We start from the raw sequence: 21,866 nt of genomic DNA on the forward strand, positions 1-21,866 counted from the left end.
CGGAGGCCGGACGGCGGTGGTCAGCTCGCGGCGTCCTGCTCGGCGAAGATCTCGCGGGCGGCGGCGACACCGTTGAGGGCGGCGGGGAAGCCCGCGTAGCCGGCGAGCTGGGTGAGGAGGGTGACGATCTCCTCGCGGGTGCCGCCGACGTTGAGGAAGGCCCGGAGGTGGACGCGGAGTTGGGGGCCTGCGGTGCCCAGGGCGGTGCACATGGCGATCGAGGCGAGTTCGCGGGTGTGCAGGTCGAGGCCGGTGCGGGCGTAGACGTCGCCGAAGGCGTACTCGACGACGAAGCGGCCGAGGTCGGGGGCGATGTCGGCCAGCGAGTCCACGACGTGCGGGCCTGCGGGGCCGTCGACCTCCTTGAGCAGGGCGATACCGCGGGCGTAGCGGTCGGCCGCCGGGGTGACCTCGGCGGCCGGGACGGCGGCTGACGCGGGCTCGGGGTCCGGGTCCGTCCCGGAGTCGGCGCGGGCGGTGAAGACCTCGCGGGCCGCGGACAGGGCGTTGAGGGCGGCGGGGAAGCCGGCGTAGACCGTGGTGTGGATGCAGGTCTCGACGATCTCCCGGCGGGTGCAACCGACGTTGAGGGCGCCGGCGATGTGGAAGCGCAGTTGCGGGGCCGCGTTCCCGAGGGCGGCCAGGGCCGCGACGGTGCCGATCTGCCGCTGCCGCGGGGTGAGGCCGGGCTGCGACCAGACGTCGCCGTAGCCGAACTCGACGGTGAAGCGGGCAAGGTCGGGGGCGATCTCGGCGACCGGGTCGAGCACCGCGGGGTGGTCGGTGCCGGTGACGAGGCTGAGGGCGGCAAGGCCCCGGGCGTAGCGGTCGCCGCTGCCGGCAACGGAAGCGGCGGAGGAACCGGAGGAGGAAGGGGAGGACGGGGCGGAGGCGGGAGGCGGTGTCATGGTCAGGACGCTATGAGCTGGAGTTCACTCCAACGCAAGTCCGTTGGTGGACGCGGCGGCGGGTTCCCGTTTCGGAGCAGCGGCGGGGGCGGTGGGCTCGGCGCCGGCAGCCGGTGCGCCGGCCGCGGGGAGGGTGATGAGGACGGTCAGGCCCCGCCCGGGTGCGGTGTCGAGGGTGACGGTGCCGTGGTGGGCCTGCACGACGGCCTGGACTATGGCCATGCCCAGGCCCGCGCCGCCGGTGTCGGGGGCGCGTTCGGGGTCGGCGCGGAAGAAGCGGTCGAAGGCGCGCGAGGCGTCCCGCGGGTCGAGCCCGGGTCCCGAGTCGGCGATCCGCAGCCGGACCGCGGTGTCAGCACCGTCCACCTCGATGACCAGCGGGGCGTCCGGCGGGGTGTGGACGCGGACGTTGCTGAGCAGGTTGCCGACGACCTGCCGCAGCCCCGCCTCGTCGCCGAGGGCGTACGCGGCCCGCCCGTCGGCGGGCAGCCGCAGGGTCTGCGGGCGGCCGGGCTGCTGGGCGGCCAGGTCGGCGGCGGCGTCCCGCACCAGGGCGCACACGTCGACCGGCTGGAAGTCCAGAGCCGGGCGCTCCTCCAGGCGGGCCAGGGCGAGCAGTTCGTCGACGAGCCGGCTCATCCGCTTGGCCTCGGCGGAGACCCGGTGCAGGGCGCGCTCCTTGTCGTCGGCGTCGAGCATGCCCTTCTCGTACAGCTGCAGATAGCCCTGCACTGAGGCCAGCGGGGTGCGCAGTTCGTGGGAGGCGTCGGCGAGGAAGTGCCGCAGCTGGGCGGTGGCGCGTTCGCTCTCGGTCAGGGCGGTCTCGATCTGCTGGAGCATCGCGTTGAGTGCGGTGCTGAGCTGTCTGACCTCGCTCGACCCGTGGCGTGCGGTGGCGATCCGCCGGGACAGGTCGCCCTCGGCGATGGCGGAGGCGGTCTCGACCATGGTCTCCAGCGGGCTCAGCCGCCGCCTGGCAGCGGTCAGCGAGCCGACCGCGAGCAGCCCGAGCAGGGCGAGCCCGGCGGCGGACTCCCACACCAGCAGTTTGTGGATGGCGTGTTCGAGGCCGCTGTAGCGCATGCCCTGGACGACCATGCTGCCGTCCGAGAGCCGGGTGACGACGACCCGGTAGTCGGTGCCGTCGGCGCGGACGTTGACGGCCTTGCCGCTGCGGGCCAGTGCGGCCGGGTCGTCCAGGGCGCTGCCCAGGTCCTCGCGGATGCGGCTGTTGGCGCCGCCGCTGTTCTCGCACACCGAGGAGTTGCGGCCGTCGGAGTCCAGCACCACGAAGAGGTCCTGTTTGAAGGCCTTGGCGAAGGACAGCCCGCCGTCCTTGCCGTCCTGCAGGATGCCGGCGAGCGTGCACAGCTGCTGGAGCCCGCGGGAGGTGACCGGGGCGCTGCTGACCGAGCGCTGCGAGTCGCGCAGGGTGTTGTCGATCTCACTGCCCAGCACCATGTAGGTGGCCATCACGCTGAAGGCGGCGGTGGCCAGCAGCCCGAGGGCGACGAAGGCGACGTTGGCCAGGGTCAGCCGGGCGCGCAGCGTCTTGGGCCGGGGCAGCAGCCGGCGCCGGGTCACGGTGTCACGCCTGTTCCACCGCCCGCAGCCCGTAGCCGACACCGCGCCTGGTCTCGATCAGCGGCGGCCCGAAGCGGTCGAGTTTGCGCCGCAGGTAGGAGATGTAGGTCTCCACGACGGTGGAGGGCACCACGGTCTCGTACTGCCACACGTGCTGCAGCAGCTGCTCCTTGGAGATGATCCGTCCGGCGTGCCGCAGCAGGTGCCGCAGCAGGTTGTACTCGGTGGGGGTCAGTTCGACGGGCTGGCCGGCCCGCCGCACCGAGTAGGTGGCCTCGTCCATCTCCAGGTCGCCGTGCCGCAGCACCCGGTCGGCGACGCCGGTGTCGCGCCGGGTGCGGCGCAGCACCGCGTGCACCCGGGCGACGACCTCGTCCACTCCGAAGGGCTTGGTGATGTAGTCGTCGCCGCCGAGCGCGAGCCCGGCCACGACGTCCCGCGGGGCGTCGCGGGCGGTGACGAAGATGATGGCGAGGTCGTCGGTGCCGGGCTCCGCGGCGCGCTCGGCCGCATGCTCGGCGCGCAGGGCGCGGCAGACCTCCCAACCGTTCCCGTCGGGCAGCATCACGTCGAGCAGCACCAGGTCGGGGCGGTGCTGGCGGACGGCCGCGAGCGCCTCACGTCTGGTGGCGGCGCAGTGCACCGTGAACCCGTTGTAGCTGAGCGTGATGCGCAGGATGTCCGCGATTCCGGGCTCGTCCTCGACGACGAGCACCGTGGGAGCCGTGCCGACAGCTGTCTCCATGCCGTCAAGTATCCGCAACCCGCGGGACCGCCGGACAACGCGAACTTTGGAGTTCCTTGAGAGAAGTCGTTTCGGCTTGGGTCCCGGCGGGGCGACCGCTGAGTCTGGAGGGGGGCGAGTGGATCAGTTGACAACTTCATGTGTAGGACAGACAGGGATGGGGGATGGATCGTGGCCGTTCTGGCGCGATGGTGCTTCCGGCACAAATGGCTGGTGATTCTGCTGTGGGTGGCCGCGCTGTTCGGCATCGGCACCGCGGGCAGGGTCGCCGGCGACACGTACTCGAATGTCTTCTCGCTCCCCAACACCGAGTCCAGCAAGGTCATCGACCTGCTGGACAAGGCCGTGCACGACCAGTCGGGCGAGTCCGACACCGTGGTGTGGCACGTCGACTCCGGTTCTGTGCGGGACGCGTCGGTCCGGCAGCGCATCACGCCGATGCTGGACAAGGTCAGGCACCAGAAGGACGTGGGGCAGGTCGTCAGCCCCTATGACGCCGCGGGGGCGGCGCAGATCAGCAAGGACGGCAGGACCGCGTACGCCACGGTGACGTACGACGTGCTGGGCGCCGAGCTGGACAAGGCGCAGGTCCACGACCTGGTCGACACCGCGCACAGCGCGCGGGCCGACGGGCTGCAGGTGGAGCTGGGCGGCAACATCATCCAGTCGGTGGAGGAGCCGCCGGCCGGGCTGAGCGAGTTCGTCGGCATCGGCGCCGCGGCCGTGGTGCTCTTCCTGGCGTTCGGCTCGCTGTTCGGCATGCTCACGCCGATCGTGACGGCGCTGTTCGCCATCGGCATCTCCTCCTCGCTGATCACCCTGCTGACCCACACCATGAACGTCCCGGACTTCGCCGGGCAGCTGGCGATGCTGGTCGGCCTGGGCGTGGGCATCGACTACGCGCTCTTCATCGTGACCAGACACCGCAAGGGCATCCTGAGCGGCAAGTCGCCGGAGGAGGCCGCGGTCACCGCGGTGAACACCTCGGGCCGCGCGGTCCTGTTCGCCGGCGGCACGGTCTGCATCGCCCTGCTGGGCATGTTCACGGTCGGCCTGAGCCTGCTCTACGGGGTCGCGATCTCGGCCGCGATGACCGTGGTGGTCTCGGTGCTCGCGGCGATCACGCTGCTGCCCGCGATGCTCGGCGTCTTCGGGCAGCGGGTGCTCAGCCGCCGGCAGCGCCGGAAGTTCGCCGCCGAGGGGCCGCGGACCGGCGACGCCGTCGGTGCCGCGATGCGCTGGTCGACGTTCGTGCAGCGGCACCCGAAGTCGCTGGCCGCGGTCGCGGTCGTGGTCATGGCGGTGCTGGCGATCCCGACGCTGTCGCTGCGGCTCGGCTCGTCCGACCAGGGCAACGACCAGAAGTCCAGCACCACCCGCAAGGCGTACGACATGCTCGCGGACGGCTTCGGCCCCGGCTTCAACGGGCCGCTGACCATCCTGGCCGAGGTGCCGGGCGGCGCGAAGGACAAGGCGGCGCTCGACGGCCTGGTCACCACGCTGGACCACACCAAGGGCATCGCCTACGCGGCCGCGCTGCCGATGCAGCCGGACAGCACGGTGGCGCTGGTGCGGGCCGTCCCGACGACGTCCCCGCAGGACAAGGCCACGACCACGCTGATCAACCACCTGCGCTCCGACGTGGTGCCCGCCGCCGAGCGCGGCACCACGATGAAGGCGTACATCGGCGGTCCCACCGCGACGTTCAAGGACTTCGCGTCCGTGCTGGGCAGCAAGATGCCGATCTTCATCGGGGTGATCATCGCGCTGGGCTTCGTGCTGCTGCTGCTCGCCTTCCGCAGCCTGGTCGTCCCGCTGACCGCGGCGGTGATGAACATGGTCGCCGCCGGCGCCTCCTTCGGTGTGCTGGTGGCGACCTTCCAGTGGGCGTGGGGCGGCAGCCTGCTCGGGGCGACCCGTGAGGGGCCGATCGACGCCTTCCTGCCGGTGATCATGCTGGCGCTGCTGTTCGGCCTGTCCATGGACTACCAGGTCTTCCTGGTCAGCCGGATGCACGAGGAGTGGGTCCACACCAAGGACAGCGCCCGTGCGGTACGGGTCGGCCTCGCCGAGACCAGCCGGGTGATCAACTCGGCCGCGGTGATCATGATCTGCGTGTTCGGCGCCTTCGCGCTGAGCGGGGTGCGGGTGCTGGGCATGTTCGGCATCGGCCTCGCGGGTGCGGTCGCGCTCGACGCGTTCATCCTGCGGACGGTGCTGGTGCCCTCGCTGATGCACCTGTTCGGCACGGCGAACTGGTGGCTGCCGTCCTGGCTGGACAAGCGGCTGCCGCACATGGCGGTGGAGCCGGCCGAGGAGACGCCGGCGGCACCCAGGGGCGGGGCGCAGGACATGGCCCTGGTGTCCTCCGCCGACTGACGTTCCACCCGGGGGGCGCTCCCCCCGTGGCCCCCGCCGGCCCGGCTCCGTACCCCACGGAGCCGGGCCGGTCCGTTTTCCGGCGTACAGCCTCCCGATGCGAGCTTGAACATGTTCAAAAACAGCGCTACGGTCATCCTGTTCGAAGTTTTGAACACGTTCAAGGAACGCAAGAGGGGTGGAAATCGTCATGGACCTGACCGTCCTCGCCTATGCCGTCTACCTGGTGATCAGCATCGGGCTGACCGTCTGGGTGGCCAGGACACTCAGCACCAACGGCAGGGTCTTCCTCGCCGACGTGCTGCACGGCAACGAGCAGCTCGCCGACGCCGTCAACCATCTGCTGGTCGTCGGCTTCTATCTGGTGAACCTCGGTTTCGTCGCGCTCTACCTGAAGTCGGCCGACACCGTCGACAACGCCCGCCAGGTCTTCGAGCAGCTGTCGGTCAAGCTCGGCGTGGTACTGCTGGTGCTCGGCGTGATGCACCTGGGCAATGTCTTCGTCCTCAACAAGATCCGCCGACGCGGCCTGATGGAGCGCGAGCAGTTCCCGCCGGTCGACCCCGACGGGCACACCGAGACCGCCGGCGGCGGTTTCCCCGGCCCGAAGCCCGCGGGGGCCTGACATGGCCGCCCCCCGGCCCCCCGCCGCGCAGACCGCCCCGGTGGCGCGGCGGGAGCCGCTGCGCGGCCTGACCGTGCTCTACGACCCGCACTGCCGCGTCTGCGCCTTCGTCGGCGGCTGGCTGGCCGGACAGCGCAAGCTCATCCCGCTGCGCCTGGTGCCCGTCGGCTCCGGGCAGGCCCGCCGCCTCTTCCCCGCGCTCGACCACGACGGCGCCACCCGCCGCGAGATCACCGCGGTCGGCGACGCGGGCCAGGTCTACGTCGGCGACTCCGCGTGGGTGGTGTGCCTGTGGGCACTGGCCGACCACCGCGCCCTCGCCCACGCCATGAGCACCCCGAGCGGCCGCCGGCTGGCGAGGGCGGCGATGCTGGGCGTCGCCAAATACCGCAACGCCCAGGCCCCCGAGGCGTCGCCCCGCACCGAGCCGGCGCGTACCCCCTGGGTCTACAGCGGGGACGGCGGCTGGACCGCACGCCCACCCGAGCCCCCGGAGGCCTGCGCGGACGGGTGTGCGCCACCGGGTCGGGGCAGCCCTTAGGCTCACCGTGATGGAGGACAACAGCAGCGGTACGACGACAGGACCCGCCGCCGGACCCGCAGAGGAACTGCCCGGCGGCCGGGCGCGGCCCAAGACCGGCAAGAGCGAGCAGACCAGGGCGCTGATCCTGGAGACCGCGATGCGGCTCTTCCGGGAGCGCGGCTACGACAAGACCACGATGCGGGCCATCGCGCAGGAGGCCGGCGTCTCGGTCGGGAACGCGTACTACTACTTCGAGTCCAAGGAGTTCCTGATCCAGGGCTTCTACGACCAGATGACGTACGCTCACGCCCTGGACGCCACCGCCCGCATGGCCGGCGAGCGGGACTTCGACGCGCGGCTGCGGATCTCGCTGGAGTCCTGGCTGGACTGCGCGGCCGACTACCACGAGTTCGCCGCGCAGTTCTTCCGTACGGCGGCCGACCCGGACAGCTCGCTCAGCCCGTTCTCGAACGAGTCGCACCCGGCGCGCGCCACCGCCGTCGACCTCTTCCGGGACGTCCTCAACGGCTCGGACCTGGCGCCCAGACTCGACGCGGAGCTGGCCGAGCTGCTGCCCGACCTGCTGTGGCTGCACCTGATGGTCGTCGTCCTCTACTGGGTCTTCGACCGCACCCCCGACACCGCCCGCACCCGCGAGTTCGTCCGCCGCTCGACCCCCCTGGTCGCCAAGCTCATCGCCCTGTCCCGCTACCGCGTCTTCCGCCCGATGGTCCGCGACGCCAAGTCCCTGATCCAGGACTTCATCCTCCCCACCATCGGCCGCACAGCAGCCACCCGCACCCCGCCCCCTCCCCCGCGCCGCCCCTGACTACCCAGGCGTCGCGTGCGACAGCGGGCTTACCTTTCGGCGGGTGTCGGGGACTGGTCGTGGGGGGTGGTGACCGCGGTGGGGCGGAGGGCGCGGAGGGCGCGGAGGCCGATGATGCCGATGGCCGTGCCGAAGGCCGTGGACACGACGGCCAGGGTGAGGTGGATCCAGAAGTAGGCGGTCGGCGACGAGTGGTCGCCGTGGTGGAAGGCCAGGCCGCTGGTGTCCTTCCACAGATTCTTCACAAAGGTGGTCCACACGATCCAGGACCACACTCCGAAGGCGGCGAGGAACCAGGACACCGGGCGACTGAGCTTCATACGTCCCAGTATGGGCGGGCGGGGGATCCGCCGTACGGGCGGGTCTGCTGCGGCCAGGCGGGCGGCTCGGGCGGGGGGCCGGCGACCCTGGGCGGGGAACGGACAGCGGAGCCCTGTACGTTCTTGCGAGTGCCTACGCCTCAGACCGCGCCGCCCGCCCGCCGCGCGCTGCGCCACCGCATTCTGGCGGTCACCGCGACCGCCGCGACCGCCGTGCTGCTGGGCGGCTCCGTACTGACCGGGACGGCTGCGGCCACGCCCGGCCGCGGGCCGAAGGTGCCGCAGCCGCCGGCGCAGATGTCGACGGTCGGCGGCGACCGGCTGGGGCAGCCCGGCACCCAGGTGGACCTGTCGGGGGGTGCGCCGGCGCTGCCGGCCAAGCTGACCGCCCGCTCCTGGGTGGTGGCCGACGCCGAGACCGGGGACATCCTCGCCGCGCACAACGCGCACTGGCAGCTCGCCCCGGCCAGCACCCTGAAGATGCTGTTCGCGGACGTGGTCCTGCCGAAGTTCCCGTCGACCGAGCAGCATGTCGTCGCCGCGAGCGACCTGAGCGGCATGGGCGCGGGCAGCAGCCTGGTCGGGATACAGGAGCACCAGGGCTACTCGGTCAAGGACCTGTGGCTGGGCGTCTTCCTGCGCTCGGGCAACGACGCGGTCCATGTGCTGGCCGCGATGAACGGCGGCGTCCCCAAGACGGTCGCCGACATGAACGCCATGGCCAAGGAGCTGCAGGCGGGCGACACCAACGTCGTCACGCCCGACGGCTACGACGAGCCGGGGCAGCACAGCAGCGCGTACGACCTGACGCTCTTCGCCCGGCAGGGCCTGCAGAACGCGGACTTCCGCGCGTACTGCTCCACGGTCGTCGCGCAGTTCCCCGGCGACTACAAGAAGGACAAGGCGGGCAAGCCGACGAAGGTCCGCGAGACCTTCCAGATCCAGAACACCGACCGCCTGCTCAGCGGCGACTACGACCTGAAGCGCTACCCGGGCATCGCCGGTGTGAAGAACGGCAACACGACCAACGCGGGCGCCACCTACACCGGTGTCGCCGAGCGGAACGGCCGCAAGCTGCTGGTCACCGTGATGAACCCGGCGCCGGGGCACAACAACGTCTACCGGGAGGCGGCGGCCCTGCTGGACTGGGGCTTCGCCGCCGCGCCCACGGCGAAGCCGGTCGGCACCCTGGTGCCGCCGCTCAGCGCGGTCAAGGCGTCGGCGTCCGCGACCCCCCGGCCGGGCGCGTCGGCGCCCAAGCGCATCGACGCGTCCGCGAGCACGTCGTCCTCGTCGTCGAGCGGCCTGTGGACGGCGGCGGGCATCACGCTGGGCACGGCGCTGGTCCTCGCGGTCGTCATCGCCGTGGTCCGCCGCCGGCGCCCGCTGCCCGGCGCGGTCCCGAGCGCCGGCCGCAGCGCCGGCCGGGGCCGCCGCAGGCGCCGCTGACCCCTCCGCACGGCCCCGGGCACGCAAGAGCCCGGGGCTACGGCTTCCAGCGGGTCGCCCCGCCCTCGCCGTGGTCCTCGGCCGGCTCGGGGGGCGGCGGTACGGGGGCGAAGTGGGCGAAGCGCGGTGTGGCGGTCCACGCGGCGCAGTAGAGCAGCAGTTTGGCCATGAAGTTGAACCACAGCAGCAGCGCGACGGGCGTGCCGAAGGCCCCGTAGATGTTGCGGCCCGCGACCCGCTGGAGGTAGCTGGCCAGCGCGACCTTGAGGATCTCCAGGCCGACCGCGCCGATCAGGGCGGCCAGGATGACCGGCTGGCGCGGCGGGTCGACGCCGGGCATCAGGGTGAGCAGGTAGAGCAGGATCAGGAAGTCGGCGGCGACGGCCAGCAGGTAGCCGACGACCGTCAGCAGGACCCGTCCGCTGCTGTGCTCGGACAGCCCGATGCGGTCGGCGGTCCAGTTGACCGCGGTGGTCGCGAAGCCGGACGCGCCGAGCGAGACCAGGACGGCGATGCCCAGGCCGAACAGGATCCCGGCGTCCTCCAGCTTGGTGACGACCACGTTCTTGTCGCTCTTGTCCTTGCCCCAGACCGCCCGCAGGCAGTCCCGCAGCGAGCTGACCCAGCCGATGCCGGTGACGAGCAGCACCGCTGACGCGATCAGGCCGACGGTGCCGGCGTTGTCGACCAGGCCGGAGATGTCGATCTGGTCGGCGATGCCGGGGATCTGCTCGGTGAGCTTGTTCTCCAGCCGGTCGAGCTGGCTCTGCGAGAGCAGGGCCGCACCGATGGCGGCGGCGACCGTGATCAGCGGGAAGAGTGCGAGGAAGCTGGTGAAGGTCATCGCGGCCGCCAGCCGCGTCCAGTGCACGTCCTGCATGTGGGCGAACGCCCGCCAGGCGTGCGTCTGCTCCCCGCGCTCGACCAGCGGCGCCACGCGCCGGTCGTACCACGGCCCGAGCCGTGGACCGATCCACGGAACCCGGGTCAGCCAGTCCATGGAGGTCGGCTACCCTGCTCGGCCCTCGGCACGCCGGGTCCGCCCCGGGTGGCGGTACGGAAGACCAGGGTGCGGGTGCCCCAGAAGCGCAGGGCGGTCGCCAGCACCATGCCGACGCCCGCGCCCGAGACGATGTCGGCGCGCGGGCTGGTGAAGCCCAGCACGTAGTGCGACGCGGTCAGGCAGAGCAGTTGGACGCCTGCCCCTGCCGCGTTGACGGCGAAGAAGACGCCGTAGCGGCGGGCGCGGCCGACTGCGGGGGCGCGGCGGTAGGTGCCGAGCGCATTGCCGAGGTAGGCGACCTTGCAGCCGGCCAGGAAGGACAGCGACTTGGCGGTGAGCGGCCCGAGCCCGGCGTGCCGCAGCCAGACGAACAGCCCGAGGTCGACGGCGTAGGCGGCACCGCCGGCCAGGGCGAAGCCGGCGATCTCCGGGAGCATCGCGCGCAGCCGTGCGGTGCGCGGCCCGCGGGCGGGGCGGCGGGGGGGCGGCGGGCCGGGGCGGGCCGCCGCCCGCCGCGGCACCAGGCGCGGCGGGCGGCGCGGGGTGCGCCGGGGGGACTCGGTGCGTGCGCTCATCTGTTGACCGCGGCGAGCACGTACAGCGCGCCCCAGGCCAGGCCGATCACCACGAGGGCGCGGTCGCGCAGCAGGACGTCCTCGGGGGCGCCGGCCGAGCCGGCGTCGGCGAAGACGGCGTAGCGCAGCACCGACAGGATGAACGGGACCATCGACAGCTGACGCCACGGCAGCAGACCCGACGCCGTACCGCCGGTCTCCATCGCCCACAGGCAGTACGCGAGGACGCCGACGCCCGCCGCGAGCTGCCACACGAAGCGCAGGTAGCCGGAGGTGTACTCGCCGAGCAGGGCGCGGGTAGCCCCGATGTCGCCGCCCTCGCCCGACTGGCCGGAGACCAGCACCAGTTCTGAGTAGCGCTTGGCGGCGACCATGAACAGCGCGCAGAAGCCGGAGGTGATCAGGAACCAGCGGGACAGGCCGATGCCGAGGGCGACCCCGCCGGCCATGGCGCGCATGAGGAAGCCGGTGGTGACGATCACCAGGTCGACCACCAGCATGTGCTTGAGCCACACGCAGTACGCCAGCTGCATGACGACGTATCCGGCGAGCAGTCCCGCGGTGTCGGCGTTGCAGACCACGACGGCGGTCGCGGGGGCCGCCACCGCGAGCAGGGCGCCCGCGGCATAGGCGGCGCCGACGGGAACCTGGCCGCAGGCCACCGGGCGCTGCCGCTTGACCGGGTGGGCGCGGTCGGCGTCGGCGTCGCGCGCGTCGTTGATCAGGTAGACGGCGGACGCGCAGGCGGTGAAGAGCACCAGGACGACGGTGAGCTGGACGCTGTCGCGCAGCGACAGCAGGCGTCCCGCGGCGAAGGGCGCGGCGAGGACCAGGCCGTTCTTGACCCACTGGCGGGGCCGCGCGGTCCTGACCAGTCCCGCGGGCAGTCCCCGTGCGGGCTTGTCCCGCACCAGGACGCTGCTGACGCCCGCGCCGCCCGCCGTCTCCTCGACGAGCACGGCGGAGGGTTCACCCACGGGACCCACCGCCCAGCGCCCGGGTGCGGCCCGCCCGGGCCGCGGCGGCTCCCAGCAGGGCGCCGCACACGACGTCGCTGGGGTAGTGCACCCCGGCGACGGCCCGGGAGGCGCATATGGCGGCTGCGAGCACCGGCACGACGGGTGTGCCGGGCAGCAGCGCGCCGAAGGCGGTGACCGCGGCGGCGGAGGAGGCGGCGTGCGAGGAGGGGAAGCTGTGCCGTCCTGCGGTGCGCACGAGGGCGCCGGAGCGCGCGGGGCGCGGCCTGCGGACGACCCGCTTGGCGCCCATGCTCAGCAGGTGCGCGGCCCCGACGACCGCGGTGGCCCGAAGCCAGGCCGTACGCCGTTCGCCGTCCGCTGCGGCCCCCGCCGCACCGACGGCCATCCACACGCCGGCGTGCTCGCCCGCGAGCCCCAGGACCCGTACGGCCCAGGCGACCCGCACGTCGCGACCCCAGCTGCGCATCACGCCGAGCCCGCGCCGGTCCAGCCGGACGAAGCCCGCGGCCACGGTGGCGAGGGGATGCCCCGCCTCCGTCCGCGGCTCGCCTGCGGGGGCGGACGGACGGCCGTCACGCCGGGCGGGCAGGTCGACGACGACGTTCCCGGCGAGCGCGGTCCTGCGCAGCCCACCCGTCCCGCTTGGCCCCATCCGCCGCACCCCGCCGGTCGCCGCGGTACGCGCGGAGGCCCCTGGCGGGAAGCCGAGCACCCGGGGGGAGCCGGGCGGGGCAGTGCGGGATATCGAGGTGGTGCCGCGCTGTGCGGCGGAGTCGGATCGGCGCATCGGCGGTTTTCTCCCTCCGCGTGATCTCCCGCGGCAGGTCCGCGGGCGGGTGCCGCGGGAGTGGCCGCGGGACCCGGTCCCGCGGTGGTGTCCGCGGGGCGTGCGCACCGTCCGCACGCGGTCGGCGGCGTGCCGTACCGCGGTGCGTCCAGCCCCGAGTGATTACCGTGCGGGCGGCCCGCTCACGCAGCGACACTCACCCTTTACGGTGAGAAACGCGGCATAACCCCCTTTTGGTATCTTCCGGGCGATACGGTCAGCAATATGCCCGTACCCTTCGCCGCCGGCCCCGCCGCCGAGGCCGTCTCCGTCACCGGTTGGGGCCGTACCGCACCCAGTTCCGCCCAGGTGCTGCGCCCCTCCTCGTACGAGGAGGCGGTGGCCGCCGTGCGCGAGTGCGGCGGGCGCGGGGCGATCGCCCGCGGGCTGGGGCGGGCGTACGGGGACGCGGCGCAGAACGCCGGGGGCGCGGTGCTGGACATGACGGGACTCGACCGCATCCACGAGATCGACGCGGTCAACGGCCTGGTGGTGTGCGACGCGGGCGTCTCCCTGCACCGGCTGATGCAGGTGCTGCTGCCGCTCGGCTGGTTCGTCCCGGTCTCCCCCGGCACCCGCTACGTCACCGTCGGCGGCGCGATCGGCGCCGACATCCACGGCAAGAACCACCACCTGTCCGGCTCCTTCTGCCGCCACGTCCGGGCGGTCGAGCTGCTCACCGGCGACGGCGAGACCCGCCTGGTCACCCCCGAGGACGAGCCGGACCTGTTCTGGGCTACGGCCGGCGGCATGGGCCTGACCGGCGTCGTGCTGGCCGCGACCGTCGAGCTGATGCCGGTCGAGACCTCGATGATGACCGTGGACACCGAGCGGGCCGCCGACCTGGACGACCTGATGGCCAGGCTCACCGCCGACGACCACCGCTACCGCTACTCGGTGGCCTGGATCGACCTGCTCGCGCGCGGCGCGAAGACCGGCCGCGCGGTCCTCACCCGCGGCGACCACGCCCCGCTGGACGCGCTGCCCGACCGGCTGCGCGCCGACCCGCTGGCCTTCCGCCCGGGCCGGCTGCCCGCGGCCCCGCGCTTCCTGCCAGACGGGCTGCTCGGCCGCCGCAGCGTGGGGCTGTTCAACGAGTTCTGGTACCGCAAGGCGCCGCGCGAACAGCGCGGCCGGCTGCAGCGGCTCAGCAGCTTCTTCCACCCGCTGGACGGCCTGCCCGAGTGGAACAGGATCTACGGCCGCGGCGGCTTCGTGCAGTACCAGTTCGTCGTCGGCCACGGCGAGGAGGAGGCGCTGCGCCGCATCGTGCGGCGCATCGGCTCCCGCCGCTGCCCGTCCTTCCTCGCGGTGCTCAAGCGCTTCGGCGACGCCGACCCCGGCTGGCTGTCCTTCCCCGTGCCCGGCTGGACCCTGGCCCTGGACATCCCTGCCACCCTGCCGGGCCTGGCCGCCTTCCTCGACGAGCTGGACGACGAGGTCGCGGCGGCCGGCGGCCGGGTCTACCTCGCCAAGGACGCCCGGCTGCGCCCCGACGTGCTGGCCAGGATGTACCCGCGGCTCGACGACTTCCGCGCCCTGCGCAGCCGCTACGACCCGCGCGGCGCCATCACCTCCGACCTCGCCCGCCGGCTGGGCGTATGAGGCCGGCGCCGCCCCCGACTTCCGTGGAGAGCCCATGAAGGACGCCTTCGGTGCCCCGCAGTCCCTGCTGATCCTCGGCGGCACCTCGGAGATCGGCCTGGCGACGGCCCGCCGGCTGGTCACCCGCCGCACCCGCACCGTCTTCCTGGCCGGACGGCCCTCCGAGGGCCTGGAGGCCGCCGCCGAGTCGCTGCGCTCGATCGGCGCCGAGGTGCACACGGTGGCCTTCGACGCGCTCGACACCGGCTCGCACGAGGTCGTGCTCGGCAAGGTCTTCGCCGAGGGCGACATCGACATGGTGCTGCTGGCCTTCGGGGTGCTCGGCGACCAGGCGCGCGACGAGCAGGAGCCGCCGGCGGCGGTGCAGGTCGCGCAGGTCAACTACACCGGGGCGGTCTCCGCGTCGCTGGTGTGCGCGGCGGCCCTGCAGACGCAGGGCCACGGCTCGCTGGTGGTGCTGTCGTCGGTGGCCGGCGAGCGCGCCCGGCGCGCCAACTTCATCTACGGCAGCAGCAAGGCGGGCCTGGACGCCTTCTGCCAGGGCCTGGCCGACGCCATGCACGGCTCGGGGGTGCATGTGATGACGGTCAGGCCCGGTTTCGTCCGCACCCGGATGACGGCGGGCCTGCCCGCCGCCCCGCTGGCCACCACGCCCGGCGAGGTCGCCGCCGCGATCGAGCTGGGGCTGCGGCGGCGCAGCACCACGATCTGGGTGCCGGGGGCGCTGCGGGTGGTGATGGCGGGCATCCGGCACCTGCCGCGCCCGCTCTTCCGCCGGCTGCCGGTGTGACGTCCGAGGCTGCGGGGGCGGCCCCTGCCGCCCGGGGTCACAGGCGGGTGGCCTCGCGGGCCTCAGCGGCGCTCTGCTGGTGCGGCACGGTCGGGGCCTCCGCGCCGAAAGGGTAGTCCCGCATCTTGCGCCACACGCCGTCACCGCCCTGCTCGTAGAGGGCGAAGCCGGCCGCGGTCCAGGCCGCCGTGAACTCCGCCAGCTCGCGCTGGGCGCGGTCCATGGCGGCGTCCGCGATGCCGTGCGCGACGGTGACATGCGGGTGGTAGGGGAACTGCAGCTCGCGCTCGACAGGGCCCGACCTGACCTTCTCCTGGAGTTCCGCGCAGCCCCCGGCGCCCTCGGCGAGCGCCACGTAGACCACGGGGGACAGCGGCCGGAAGGTGTCGGTGCCGCGCAGCCGCATCGGGAAGGGCCGCCCCTCGGCGGCGACCTGCGCCAGGTGGCGCCGGAAGGCCAGCAGGTCGGTGCAGCCGACGTCGGTGGGCGGCAGCAGCGTCACATGGGTGGGGATGGCATACGCGGCCGGATCGCCGAAGCCCGCACGCCGGTCCTGGAGCAGCCGTCCGTACGGCTCCGGGACCGCGATGGACACGCCGATCGTCGTGGTGGTCTCCATGGCGTTCACCCCTTTCCCCCAGGTCGGTGCCGACGGCAGGTCGTCGCCGTCGTTCGTGCGTCGTGCGTACTCCGTATCCCCGCTGTCCCCGTTGCCCCGGTGGCCCCGCTGTCCCCGTTGCCCCGGTGGCCCCGCCGGGCGGCCCGGCTTTCCCGTGCCCCCGTGGAATCAGTACACCCGGTGGACCCGGGCCGTGCATCCCCTGCCGGCCCGCGCCGCTTGTACCGCCGTGCGCTCAGTGCTTGGCCGGCACCAGGCCCAGCCGGTCGTACGCCGCCGCCAGCGTCTCGGCCGCCACGGCCCTGGCCTTCTCCGCGCCCTTGGCCAGGACGGAGTCCAGCGTCTCCGGGTCTCCCAGATACTCCCTCGTACGCTCGTGGAACGGTGTGACCCACTCCACGAAGATGTCCGCGAGGTCGGTCTTGAGCGCACCGTAGCCCTTGCCCTCGTACCGCTCCTCCAGTTCCGGAATTCCGGTACCGGTGAGGGCGGAGTGAATGGTGAGCAGATTACTGACGCCCGGCTTTTCCTTTTCGTCGTACCGGATGACCGTGTCGGTGTCGGTGACCGCGCTGCGGAACTTCTTCGCCGAGACCTTCGGGTCGTCCAGCAGGTTCACCAGACCCTTGGGGGACGCCGCCGACTTGCTCATCTTCGCGGACGGGTCCTGCAGGTCGTAGATCTTCGCGACCTCGCGCACGATGTGCGGCGCCGGGATGGTGAAGGTCGGGCCGTAGCGCGTGTTGAAGCGCTCGGCCAGGTCGCGGGTCAGCTCGATGTGCTGGCGCTGGTCCTCGCCGACCGGGACGGCGTCCGCCTGGTAGAGCAGGATGTCGGCGACCTGCAGGATCGGGTACGTGAACAGGCCGACCGTGGCGCGGTCCGCACCCTGCTTGGCGGACTTGTCCTTGAACTGCGTCATCCGGGAGGCCTCACCGAACCCGGTCATGCAGTTCATCACCCAGCCGAGCTGGGCGTGCTCGGGCACATGGCTCTGGATGAACAGCGTGCAGCGCTCCGGGTCCAGCCCCGCCGCCAGCAGCTGGGCCGCGGCGAGCCGGGTGTTCGCCCGCAGCTCCACCGGGTCCTGCGGGACGGTGATCGCGTGCAGGTCCACGACCATGTAGAACGCGTCGTGCGTCTCCTGCAGCGCCACGTACTGCCGGATCGCACCGAGGTAGTTCCCCAGGTGGAAAGAGCCTGCGGTGGGCTGGATGCCCGAGAGGGCGCGGGGACTGTCAGAGGCCATGCCCACCATTCTCTCAGGTCGGCGCGCGGTCCCATACCCCCGACCGGCACCGCCGGATCTGCGACGGGACGGCGAATTCTCCGTAAGGTTTCACGCCATCGCCGGTGAGCGACGATAGAAATGGGGCCACAGCCCCGGGGGCACACCCCGCCCCGCTTCCAGGCCAGGGCCTGGCTCCCGACGCACGACGAACGGAGAACGCAACGTGAGCACCAGCACTTCCGGCACTTCCTCCGCCGCAACCCCCGCCGGCTCCCCCGGCCCCGCTTCCGCCACCGAGCGGCAGATCGCCTCGGCGGAGGCGCACAGCGCGCACAACTACCACCCGCTGCCCGTCGTCATCGCCGAGGCGGACGGCGCCTGGGTCACCGACGTCGAAGGCAGGCGCTACGTCGACATGCTCGCCGGTTACTCGGCGCTGAACTTCGGCCACGCCCACCCGCGGCTCATCGCCGCCGCCAAGGCGCAGCTCGACCGGGTCACCCTGACGTCGCGGGCCTTCCACCACGACCGCTTCGCGCAGTTCTGCACGGAGCTGGCCGAGCTGTGCGGCATGGAAATGGTGCTGCCCATGAACACCGGCGCCGAGGCGGTCGAGACCGCCGTCAAGACGGCCCGCAAATGGGGCTACCAGGTCAAGGGCGTACCGCAGGGGCGTGCCAAGATCGTCGTGGCCGACGGCAACTTCCACGGCCGCACCACGACCATCATCAGCTTCTCCACCGACCCCGAGGCCCGCGCCGACTTCGGCCCCTACACCCCCGGCTTCGAGGTCGTCCCCTACGGCGACCTCGCCGCACTGGACGCCGCCGTCGACGAGGACACCGTCGCGGTGCTCCTGGAACCCGTCCAGGGCGAGGCCGGCGTCCTCGTGCCGCCCCCCGGCTACCTCCCCGGCGTGCGGCGCCTCACCGCCGAGCGCGGGGTGCTCTTCATCGCCGACGAGATCCAGTCGGGCCTGGGCCGCACCGGGCGGACCTTCGCGTGCGAGCACGAGGACGTCCTGCCCGACATGTACGTCCTCGGCAAGGCGCTCGGCGGAGGCGTCGTGCCCGTCTCCGCGGTCGTCTCCTCCCGGGACGTGCTCGGCGTCTTCCGCCCCGGCGAACACGGGTCCACCTTCGGTGGGAATCCGCTGGCCTGCGCCGTCGGGCTGGAAGTCCTCGCCATGCTGCGCACCGGGGAGTACCAGCGGCGGGCCGCCGACCTCGGCGACCACCTGCACCGGGAGCTGGGCGCGCTCCTCGCCTCCGGCGCGCTCACCGCGGTGCGCGGGCGCGGGCTCTGGGCGGGCCTCGACATCCCCGCGGAACGCGGGACCGGGCGGTCCGTCTCCGAACAGCTCCTTCGCAGGGGCGTGCTGGCCAAGGACACCCACACCTCCACGATTCGGCTGGCGCCGCCCCTGGTCATCTCCAAGGACGACCTCGACTGGTCCCTGACCCGACTCCGCGAAGTCCTCTCCCCCTGACCCGCACCTGCGGTGAGCTTGCCCCTTGCGGTGCGTTGCTTGCCTGCGGCTGCGTCGTGGCTTGTCGTGCAGTTCCCCGCGCCCCTAAAAACGCTCGCCCTCGCAGGCAGGCGGCGCCGCCTGAAAGCGCCAGCTCTGCGAGAGAGGGCACCCCCCAGGGGGGCGGGGAACTGCGCGGCCAGCCACGACGGCGGGAAAGCCGACCGCCCACCGCAAGGGGCAGGACCTGAAGGGGCGCGGGGAACTGCGCGGCCAGCCAGGATGGGCGGGAAGAAAGCAACGCCACAGCAAGAGGCAATCACCTTCGCGCCCCCCGCAGGGGGAAGGCGGCGCCGTAGGGTCGGGGGCGTGATTGGTGGGATGGTCGCGGCGCTCGGGGCCGCGGTGTGTTTCGGGGTGGCGTCCGTGCTGCAAGCAGTGGGCGCCAGGGCGGCCGAGCCCGGCAGCGGCTCGGGCGTGGACGCCCGGCTGCTGGCCCGTGCGCTCGCCCAGCGCACGTACATCGCCGGGCTCGCCCTCGACGGCCTCGGCTTCGGCCTGGAGCTGATCGCCCTGCGCTCGCTGCCGATCTACGCCGTGGGCGCGGCGCTGGCGGCCAGCCTGGCGGTGACCGCGGTCGCGGCGAGCCGCATGCTGAAAGCGGCGCTGTCACGTAAGGAATGGGCCGCCGTGGGCACCGTCTGCGGCGGCATGGCCCTGCTGGGCCTGGCCTCGGGCGGTGAGGGCTCAGGGCACGGGAGTGCGGCCCTGCGCTGGGGGACGCTCGTGGCGGCGGGCGCGGTGCTGCTGGTGGGGGCGGCCGGGGGCCGGCTGCCGGGGCGCGCCCGGGCGGCGGTGCTCGGCCTGGGCGCGGGGCTGGGCTTCGGCGTCGTGGAGGTCGCGGTGCGGCTCGTGGACGGGGTGGCGAGCCCGGCCCTGGTGGCGCTGCTGCTGGGCGGCGCCGCCGCCTTCCTGCTGCTGACCTCGGCGCTGAGCCGCGGTTCGGTGACGGCGGCGACCGCGGGCATGGTGATCGGCGAGACGGTCGGCCCTGCCCTGGTGGGTGTGGTCGCGCTGGACGACCGCACCCGCCCGGGCTGGGCGCCGGTCGCGGTGGCGGGTTTCGCCCTGGCGGTGGCGGGCGCGCTGGTGCTGGCCCGTTTCGGGGAGGGCGGCGCGGAGGAGACCGCGCAGGAGGATGCGCCGAGGGCCTGTCTGGCAAATAGCGTCGTCCGCCCATAGGGCGGGCGTGGCGGGGTCTGGTGCGTGCGATGTCCCCCTGCCTTCGGCGGAGGTACCCCCAGCGGAGGGAGGAGAGCGCAGGGGGCACCTCCCGCCGAAGGCAGGGGGAGGGCTGCGCCGACGACCGACAACGCAGCCAGCGTACGTGCCAGACCCCGCCACGCAGACGGGATTTGTCAGACAGGCCCGAGGTGCCGCGTCTGCGGTGACATCCGGCAGGTGACGCCGATGCGGTTCCACGCGTTCATGGCGACGCCCATGGCGAGCAGCCGCGGCAGTTCGTCCTCGTCGAAGAGCTTGGCGGCCTCGTCGTAGACGTCGTCGGGCACGCCGTGCTCGCCGAGGTGGGTCATGGCCTCGGCGAGGGCGAGGGCGGCGCGTTCGCGGGCGGTGAAGAAGGGCGTCTCGCGCCAGACGGTCAGGCCGTACAGCTTCTGCTCGGTGACGCCGGTCTTGCGGGCGTCGGCGCTGTGCTTGTCGACGCAGAAGGCGCAGCCGTTGAGCTGGGAGACGCGGACCCTGACCAGTTCGCGGACCACCGGGTCGAGGCCCTGGGCGGCGGCCTTGTCGAGGGCGTACATGGCCTGGTAGAAGTCCGGCGCCTTGTCCATGAGGTTGATGCGGCGCGGTGCGGCGGGAACGGCTTCGTCAGCGGGGTTGATCGTGGTCATGCAGCCACCGTAGACGCGAAGTGGCACCGCCATGTGGTCCACTTGGGGCATGAACGAGTGGGCCACTCCGCGACGCGGCAGCGGCAGTTACGACCTGCTGCTCGACCTGGCGGGGCAGCGTACCCGGGCGGGTCTCGAGGAGGTGCTGCGCACGGCCGTACGGGACGGGCGGCTCGCGCCGGGGACGCGGCTGCCGTCCAGCCGGGTGCTGTCGCACGACCTGGGCCTGGCCCGCAACACTGTCGCCGACGCGTACGGCCAGCTCGTCGCGGAGGGCTGGCTGACCGCCCGGCAGGGCTCGGGCACGACGGTGGCCGACCGGCCCTCGCTGCCGGAGCGGCGGCCCGCGCGCCGGGTGCCCGACGCCCCGCGGGGCGGCCCCGCCGAGGTCTCCCCGCACCGCACGGGGCTGCCGTACGCGCTGTGGCCCGGCACCCCCGACCTGTCGTCCTTCCCGCGGACCGCGTGGCTGCGGGCCGCCCGCCGCGCGCTGACCGCGGCGCCCAGCGAGGCGTTCGGCTACGGCGACCCGCGGGGCCGTCCCGAGCTGCGCGCCGCGCTGGCCGGCTACCTGGCCCGGGTCCGCGGGGTGCGCACCGACCCCGAGCACCTGGTGGTGTGCACCGGATACGCCCAGGCCGTCGGCCTGGTGGCCCGCGCCCTGCACGCCCGCGGGGCGCGGCGGGCCGCCGTCGAGGCGGTGGGAATGCCCGACACCCCGACGGTGCTGCGGGCGGCCGGGCTCGACCCCGTACCGCTGCCGGTGGACGCGGAGGGGGCGCGGGTGGCGGAGCTGGGGCGGGGGGTGCCCGCGGTGGTGCTGACGCCCGCGCACCAGTTCCCGATGGGGGTGTGCCTGTCGCCCGCGCGCCGCACGGCGGTCGTGGCCTGGGCGAGGTCCACCGGCGGGGTGATCGTCGAGGACGACTACGACGGCGAGTTCCGCTACGACCGGCAGCCCGTCGCCGCGCTCCAGGCGCTCGCCCCCGACCACGTGGTCTACGCGGGCACCGCGAGCAAGAGCCTCGCGCCCGGGCTGCGCCTCGCGTGGCTGGCGGTGCCGCCGCACCTGCTGGACGCGGTGGTGCGGGAGAAGCGGCTGGCCGACCACCAGTCCGCGGTGACCGACCAGTTGACGCTCGCCGAGTTCATCGCGGGCGGCTCCTACGACCGGCATGTGCGGCGCATGCGGATGCGCTACCGGGCGCGCCGGGACCGGGTCGTGGAGCTGGTGGGGCAACGCGCGCCGGACGTACGGGTGTCGGGCATCGCAGCCGGGCTGCACGTGCTGCTCGACCTGCCGCCCGGGGGCGCGTCGCTGGACGCGGTGCTGGACCGGGCGCTGCGGCTGGGCCTGTCCGTGCCGGGCCTGCCCGCCTTCGGCGCGGCGCCCTCGCACCCGCCGGCCCTGGTCGTCGGTTACGCCGCCCCGCCCGACCACGCCTTCTCCGCCGCGCTCGACCTGCTGTGCCGGGCGCTGGAGCCGCAGTGAAC

Annotated in this window: 21 protein-coding genes; 10 read left to right on the forward strand and 11 right to left on the reverse strand. The window is 73.3% G+C overall.

The genetic code is table 11. The features are described from left to right. Positions 1–20: 20 nt before the first annotated feature. From JT723_RS11610 to JT723_RS11620, 3 genes are read right to left on the reverse strand one after another with little or no spacing between them, the layout of a single operon-like run. On the reverse strand, positions 21–908 hold the full coding sequence (locus JT723_RS11610; RefSeq protein WP_205044469.1) for a carboxymuconolactone decarboxylase family protein: 888 nt from the start codon (positions 906–908) through the stop codon (positions 21–23). A 24-nt stretch (positions 909–932) separates the two neighbouring features. Beyond that, positions 933–2,492, reverse strand: a complete 1,560-nt coding sequence (locus tag JT723_RS11615; RefSeq protein WP_251512365.1) for a sensor histidine kinase — start codon at positions 2,490–2,492, stop codon at positions 933–935. Positions 2,493–2,496: 4 nt separating this feature from the next. Then, positions 2,497–3,237, reverse strand: coding sequence for a response regulator transcription factor (locus tag JT723_RS11620; RefSeq protein ID WP_205044470.1), 741 nt, complete (start codon positions 3,235–3,237; stop codon positions 2,497–2,499). Positions 3,238–3,375: 138 nt separating this feature from the next. Between JT723_RS11620 and JT723_RS11625 the strand changes: the two genes are divergently transcribed. The 4 genes from JT723_RS11625 to JT723_RS11640 all read left to right on the forward strand — a co-directional run bounded on the left by JT723_RS11625 (position 3,376) and on the right by JT723_RS11640 (position 7,593). Further along, positions 3,376–5,616, forward strand: a complete 2,241-nt coding sequence (locus JT723_RS11625; RefSeq protein WP_205044471.1) for an MMPL family transporter — start codon at positions 3,376–3,378, stop codon at positions 5,614–5,616. A 190-nt stretch (positions 5,617–5,806) separates the two neighbouring features. Next, complete coding sequence (locus tag JT723_RS11630; protein ID WP_205044621.1) at positions 5,807–6,241, forward strand: hypothetical protein; 435 nt, start codon at positions 5,807–5,809, stop codon at positions 6,239–6,241. A gap of 1 nt (position 6,242) precedes the next feature. After that, on the forward strand, positions 6,243–6,782 hold the full coding sequence (locus JT723_RS11635) for a DCC1-like thiol-disulfide oxidoreductase family protein (protein WP_205044472.1): 540 nt from the start codon (positions 6,243–6,245) through the stop codon (positions 6,780–6,782). A 10-nt stretch (positions 6,783–6,792) separates the two neighbouring features. Then, a complete protein-coding gene (locus tag JT723_RS11640) occupies positions 6,793–7,593 on the forward strand; it encodes a TetR/AcrR family transcriptional regulator (protein WP_205044473.1) in 801 nt (266 codons plus the stop codon). 29 nt (positions 7,594–7,622) lie between these two features. On the opposite strand, the gene JT723_RS11645 is transcribed toward JT723_RS11640, so the two are convergent. Continuing rightward, positions 7,623–7,913 carry an SCO4848 family membrane protein gene (locus JT723_RS11645; protein ID WP_205044638.1) on the reverse strand — a complete coding sequence of 97 codons (291 nt, stop codon included), beginning with the start codon at positions 7,911–7,913 and terminating at the stop codon, positions 7,623–7,625. Between the two features lie 129 nt (positions 7,914–8,042). Here JT723_RS11645 and JT723_RS11655 point away from each other — a divergent pair, with 129 nt between their 5' ends. Then, positions 8,043–9,362, forward strand: coding sequence for a D-alanyl-D-alanine carboxypeptidase family protein (locus JT723_RS11655; protein WP_372441282.1), 1,320 nt, complete (start codon positions 8,043–8,045; stop codon positions 9,360–9,362). A 37-nt stretch (positions 9,363–9,399) separates the two neighbouring features. Here the strand turns inward: JT723_RS11655 and JT723_RS11660 are convergent, their stop codons facing one another. The 4 genes from JT723_RS11660 to JT723_RS36100 all read right to left on the reverse strand — a co-directional run bounded on the left by JT723_RS11660 (position 9,400) and on the right by JT723_RS36100 (position 12,707). Beyond that, positions 9,400–10,362 carry a YihY/virulence factor BrkB family protein gene (locus JT723_RS11660; protein WP_205044475.1) on the reverse strand — a complete coding sequence of 321 codons (963 nt, stop codon included), beginning with the start codon at positions 10,360–10,362 and terminating at the stop codon, positions 9,400–9,402. Then, a complete protein-coding gene (locus tag JT723_RS11665) occupies positions 10,350–10,802 on the reverse strand; it encodes a GtrA family protein (RefSeq protein WP_205044623.1) in 453 nt (150 codons plus the stop codon). Before JT723_RS11665 ends, JT723_RS11660 begins: the two co-directional genes overlap by 13 nt. Positions 10,803–10,936: 134 nt before the next feature. After that, on the reverse strand, positions 10,937–11,917 hold the full coding sequence (locus JT723_RS11670; RefSeq protein WP_205044476.1) for a decaprenyl-phosphate phosphoribosyltransferase: 981 nt from the start codon (positions 11,915–11,917) through the stop codon (positions 10,937–10,939). Next, positions 11,910–12,707, reverse strand: coding sequence for a phosphatase PAP2 family protein (locus JT723_RS36100; protein WP_307794072.1), 798 nt, complete (start codon positions 12,705–12,707; stop codon positions 11,910–11,912). Before JT723_RS36100 ends, JT723_RS11670 begins: the two co-directional genes overlap by 8 nt. A 264-nt stretch (positions 12,708–12,971) precedes the next feature. On the opposite strand from JT723_RS36100, the gene dprE1 reads away from it, so the two are divergent. Both dprE1 and dprE2 read left to right on the forward strand, forming a co-directional pair. Beyond that, on the forward strand, positions 12,972–14,351 hold the full coding sequence (gene dprE1, locus JT723_RS11680; protein ID WP_205044477.1) for a decaprenylphosphoryl-beta-D-ribose oxidase: 1,380 nt from the start codon (positions 12,972–12,974) through the stop codon (positions 14,349–14,351). A gap of 34 nt (positions 14,352–14,385) precedes the next feature. After that, positions 14,386–15,141: a decaprenylphospho-beta-D-erythro-pentofuranosid-2-ulose 2-reductase gene (dprE2, locus tag JT723_RS11685; RefSeq protein ID WP_205044478.1), complete on the forward strand. Its 756-nt coding sequence runs from the start codon at positions 14,386–14,388 to the stop codon at positions 15,139–15,141. A 37-nt stretch (positions 15,142–15,178) separates the two neighbouring features. Here the strand turns inward: dprE2 and JT723_RS11690 are convergent, their stop codons facing one another. Next, a complete protein-coding gene (locus JT723_RS11690; RefSeq protein ID WP_205044479.1) occupies positions 15,179–15,760 on the reverse strand; it encodes a 2'-5' RNA ligase family protein in 582 nt (193 codons plus the stop codon). 235 nt (positions 15,761–15,995) lie between these two features. Beyond that, the gene (trpS, locus tag JT723_RS11695; RefSeq protein WP_205044480.1) at positions 15,996–17,009 is read right to left on the reverse strand and encodes a tryptophan--tRNA ligase; all 1,014 of its coding nucleotides are present in this window, start codon (positions 17,007–17,009) and stop codon (positions 15,996–15,998) included. A 286-nt stretch (positions 17,010–17,295) separates the two neighbouring features. Here trpS and rocD point away from each other — a divergent pair, with 286 nt between their 5' ends. Together rocD and JT723_RS11705 are read left to right on the forward strand one after the other, a co-directional pair. After that, entirely contained in the window at positions 17,296–18,480 is a 1,185-nt protein-coding gene (gene rocD / locus JT723_RS11700) for an ornithine--oxo-acid transaminase (protein ID WP_205044625.1), read from the forward strand. A gap of 360 nt (positions 18,481–18,840) precedes the next feature. Then, positions 18,841–19,701: a hypothetical protein gene (locus tag JT723_RS11705; RefSeq protein WP_205044626.1), complete on the forward strand. Its 861-nt coding sequence runs from the start codon at positions 18,841–18,843 to the stop codon at positions 19,699–19,701. A 176-nt stretch (positions 19,702–19,877) separates the two neighbouring features. Here JT723_RS11705 and JT723_RS11710 read toward each other — a convergent pair whose 3' ends face one another. Continuing rightward, entirely contained in the window at positions 19,878–20,372 is a 495-nt protein-coding gene (locus JT723_RS11710; RefSeq protein ID WP_205044481.1) for a carboxymuconolactone decarboxylase family protein, read from the reverse strand. A 49-nt stretch (positions 20,373–20,421) separates the two neighbouring features. Here JT723_RS11710 and pdxR point away from each other — a divergent pair, with 49 nt between their 5' ends. Continuing rightward, positions 20,422–21,864 carry a MocR-like pyridoxine biosynthesis transcription factor PdxR gene (gene pdxR, locus JT723_RS11715; RefSeq protein WP_205044482.1) on the forward strand — a complete coding sequence of 481 codons (1,443 nt, stop codon included), beginning with the start codon at positions 20,422–20,424 and terminating at the stop codon, positions 21,862–21,864. Positions 21,865–21,866: the final 2 nt, after the last annotated feature.

Source organism: Actinacidiphila bryophytorum, from assembly GCF_016916835.1.
Lineage (GTDB): Bacteria > Actinomycetota > Actinomycetes > Streptomycetales > Streptomycetaceae > Actinacidiphila > Actinacidiphila bryophytorum.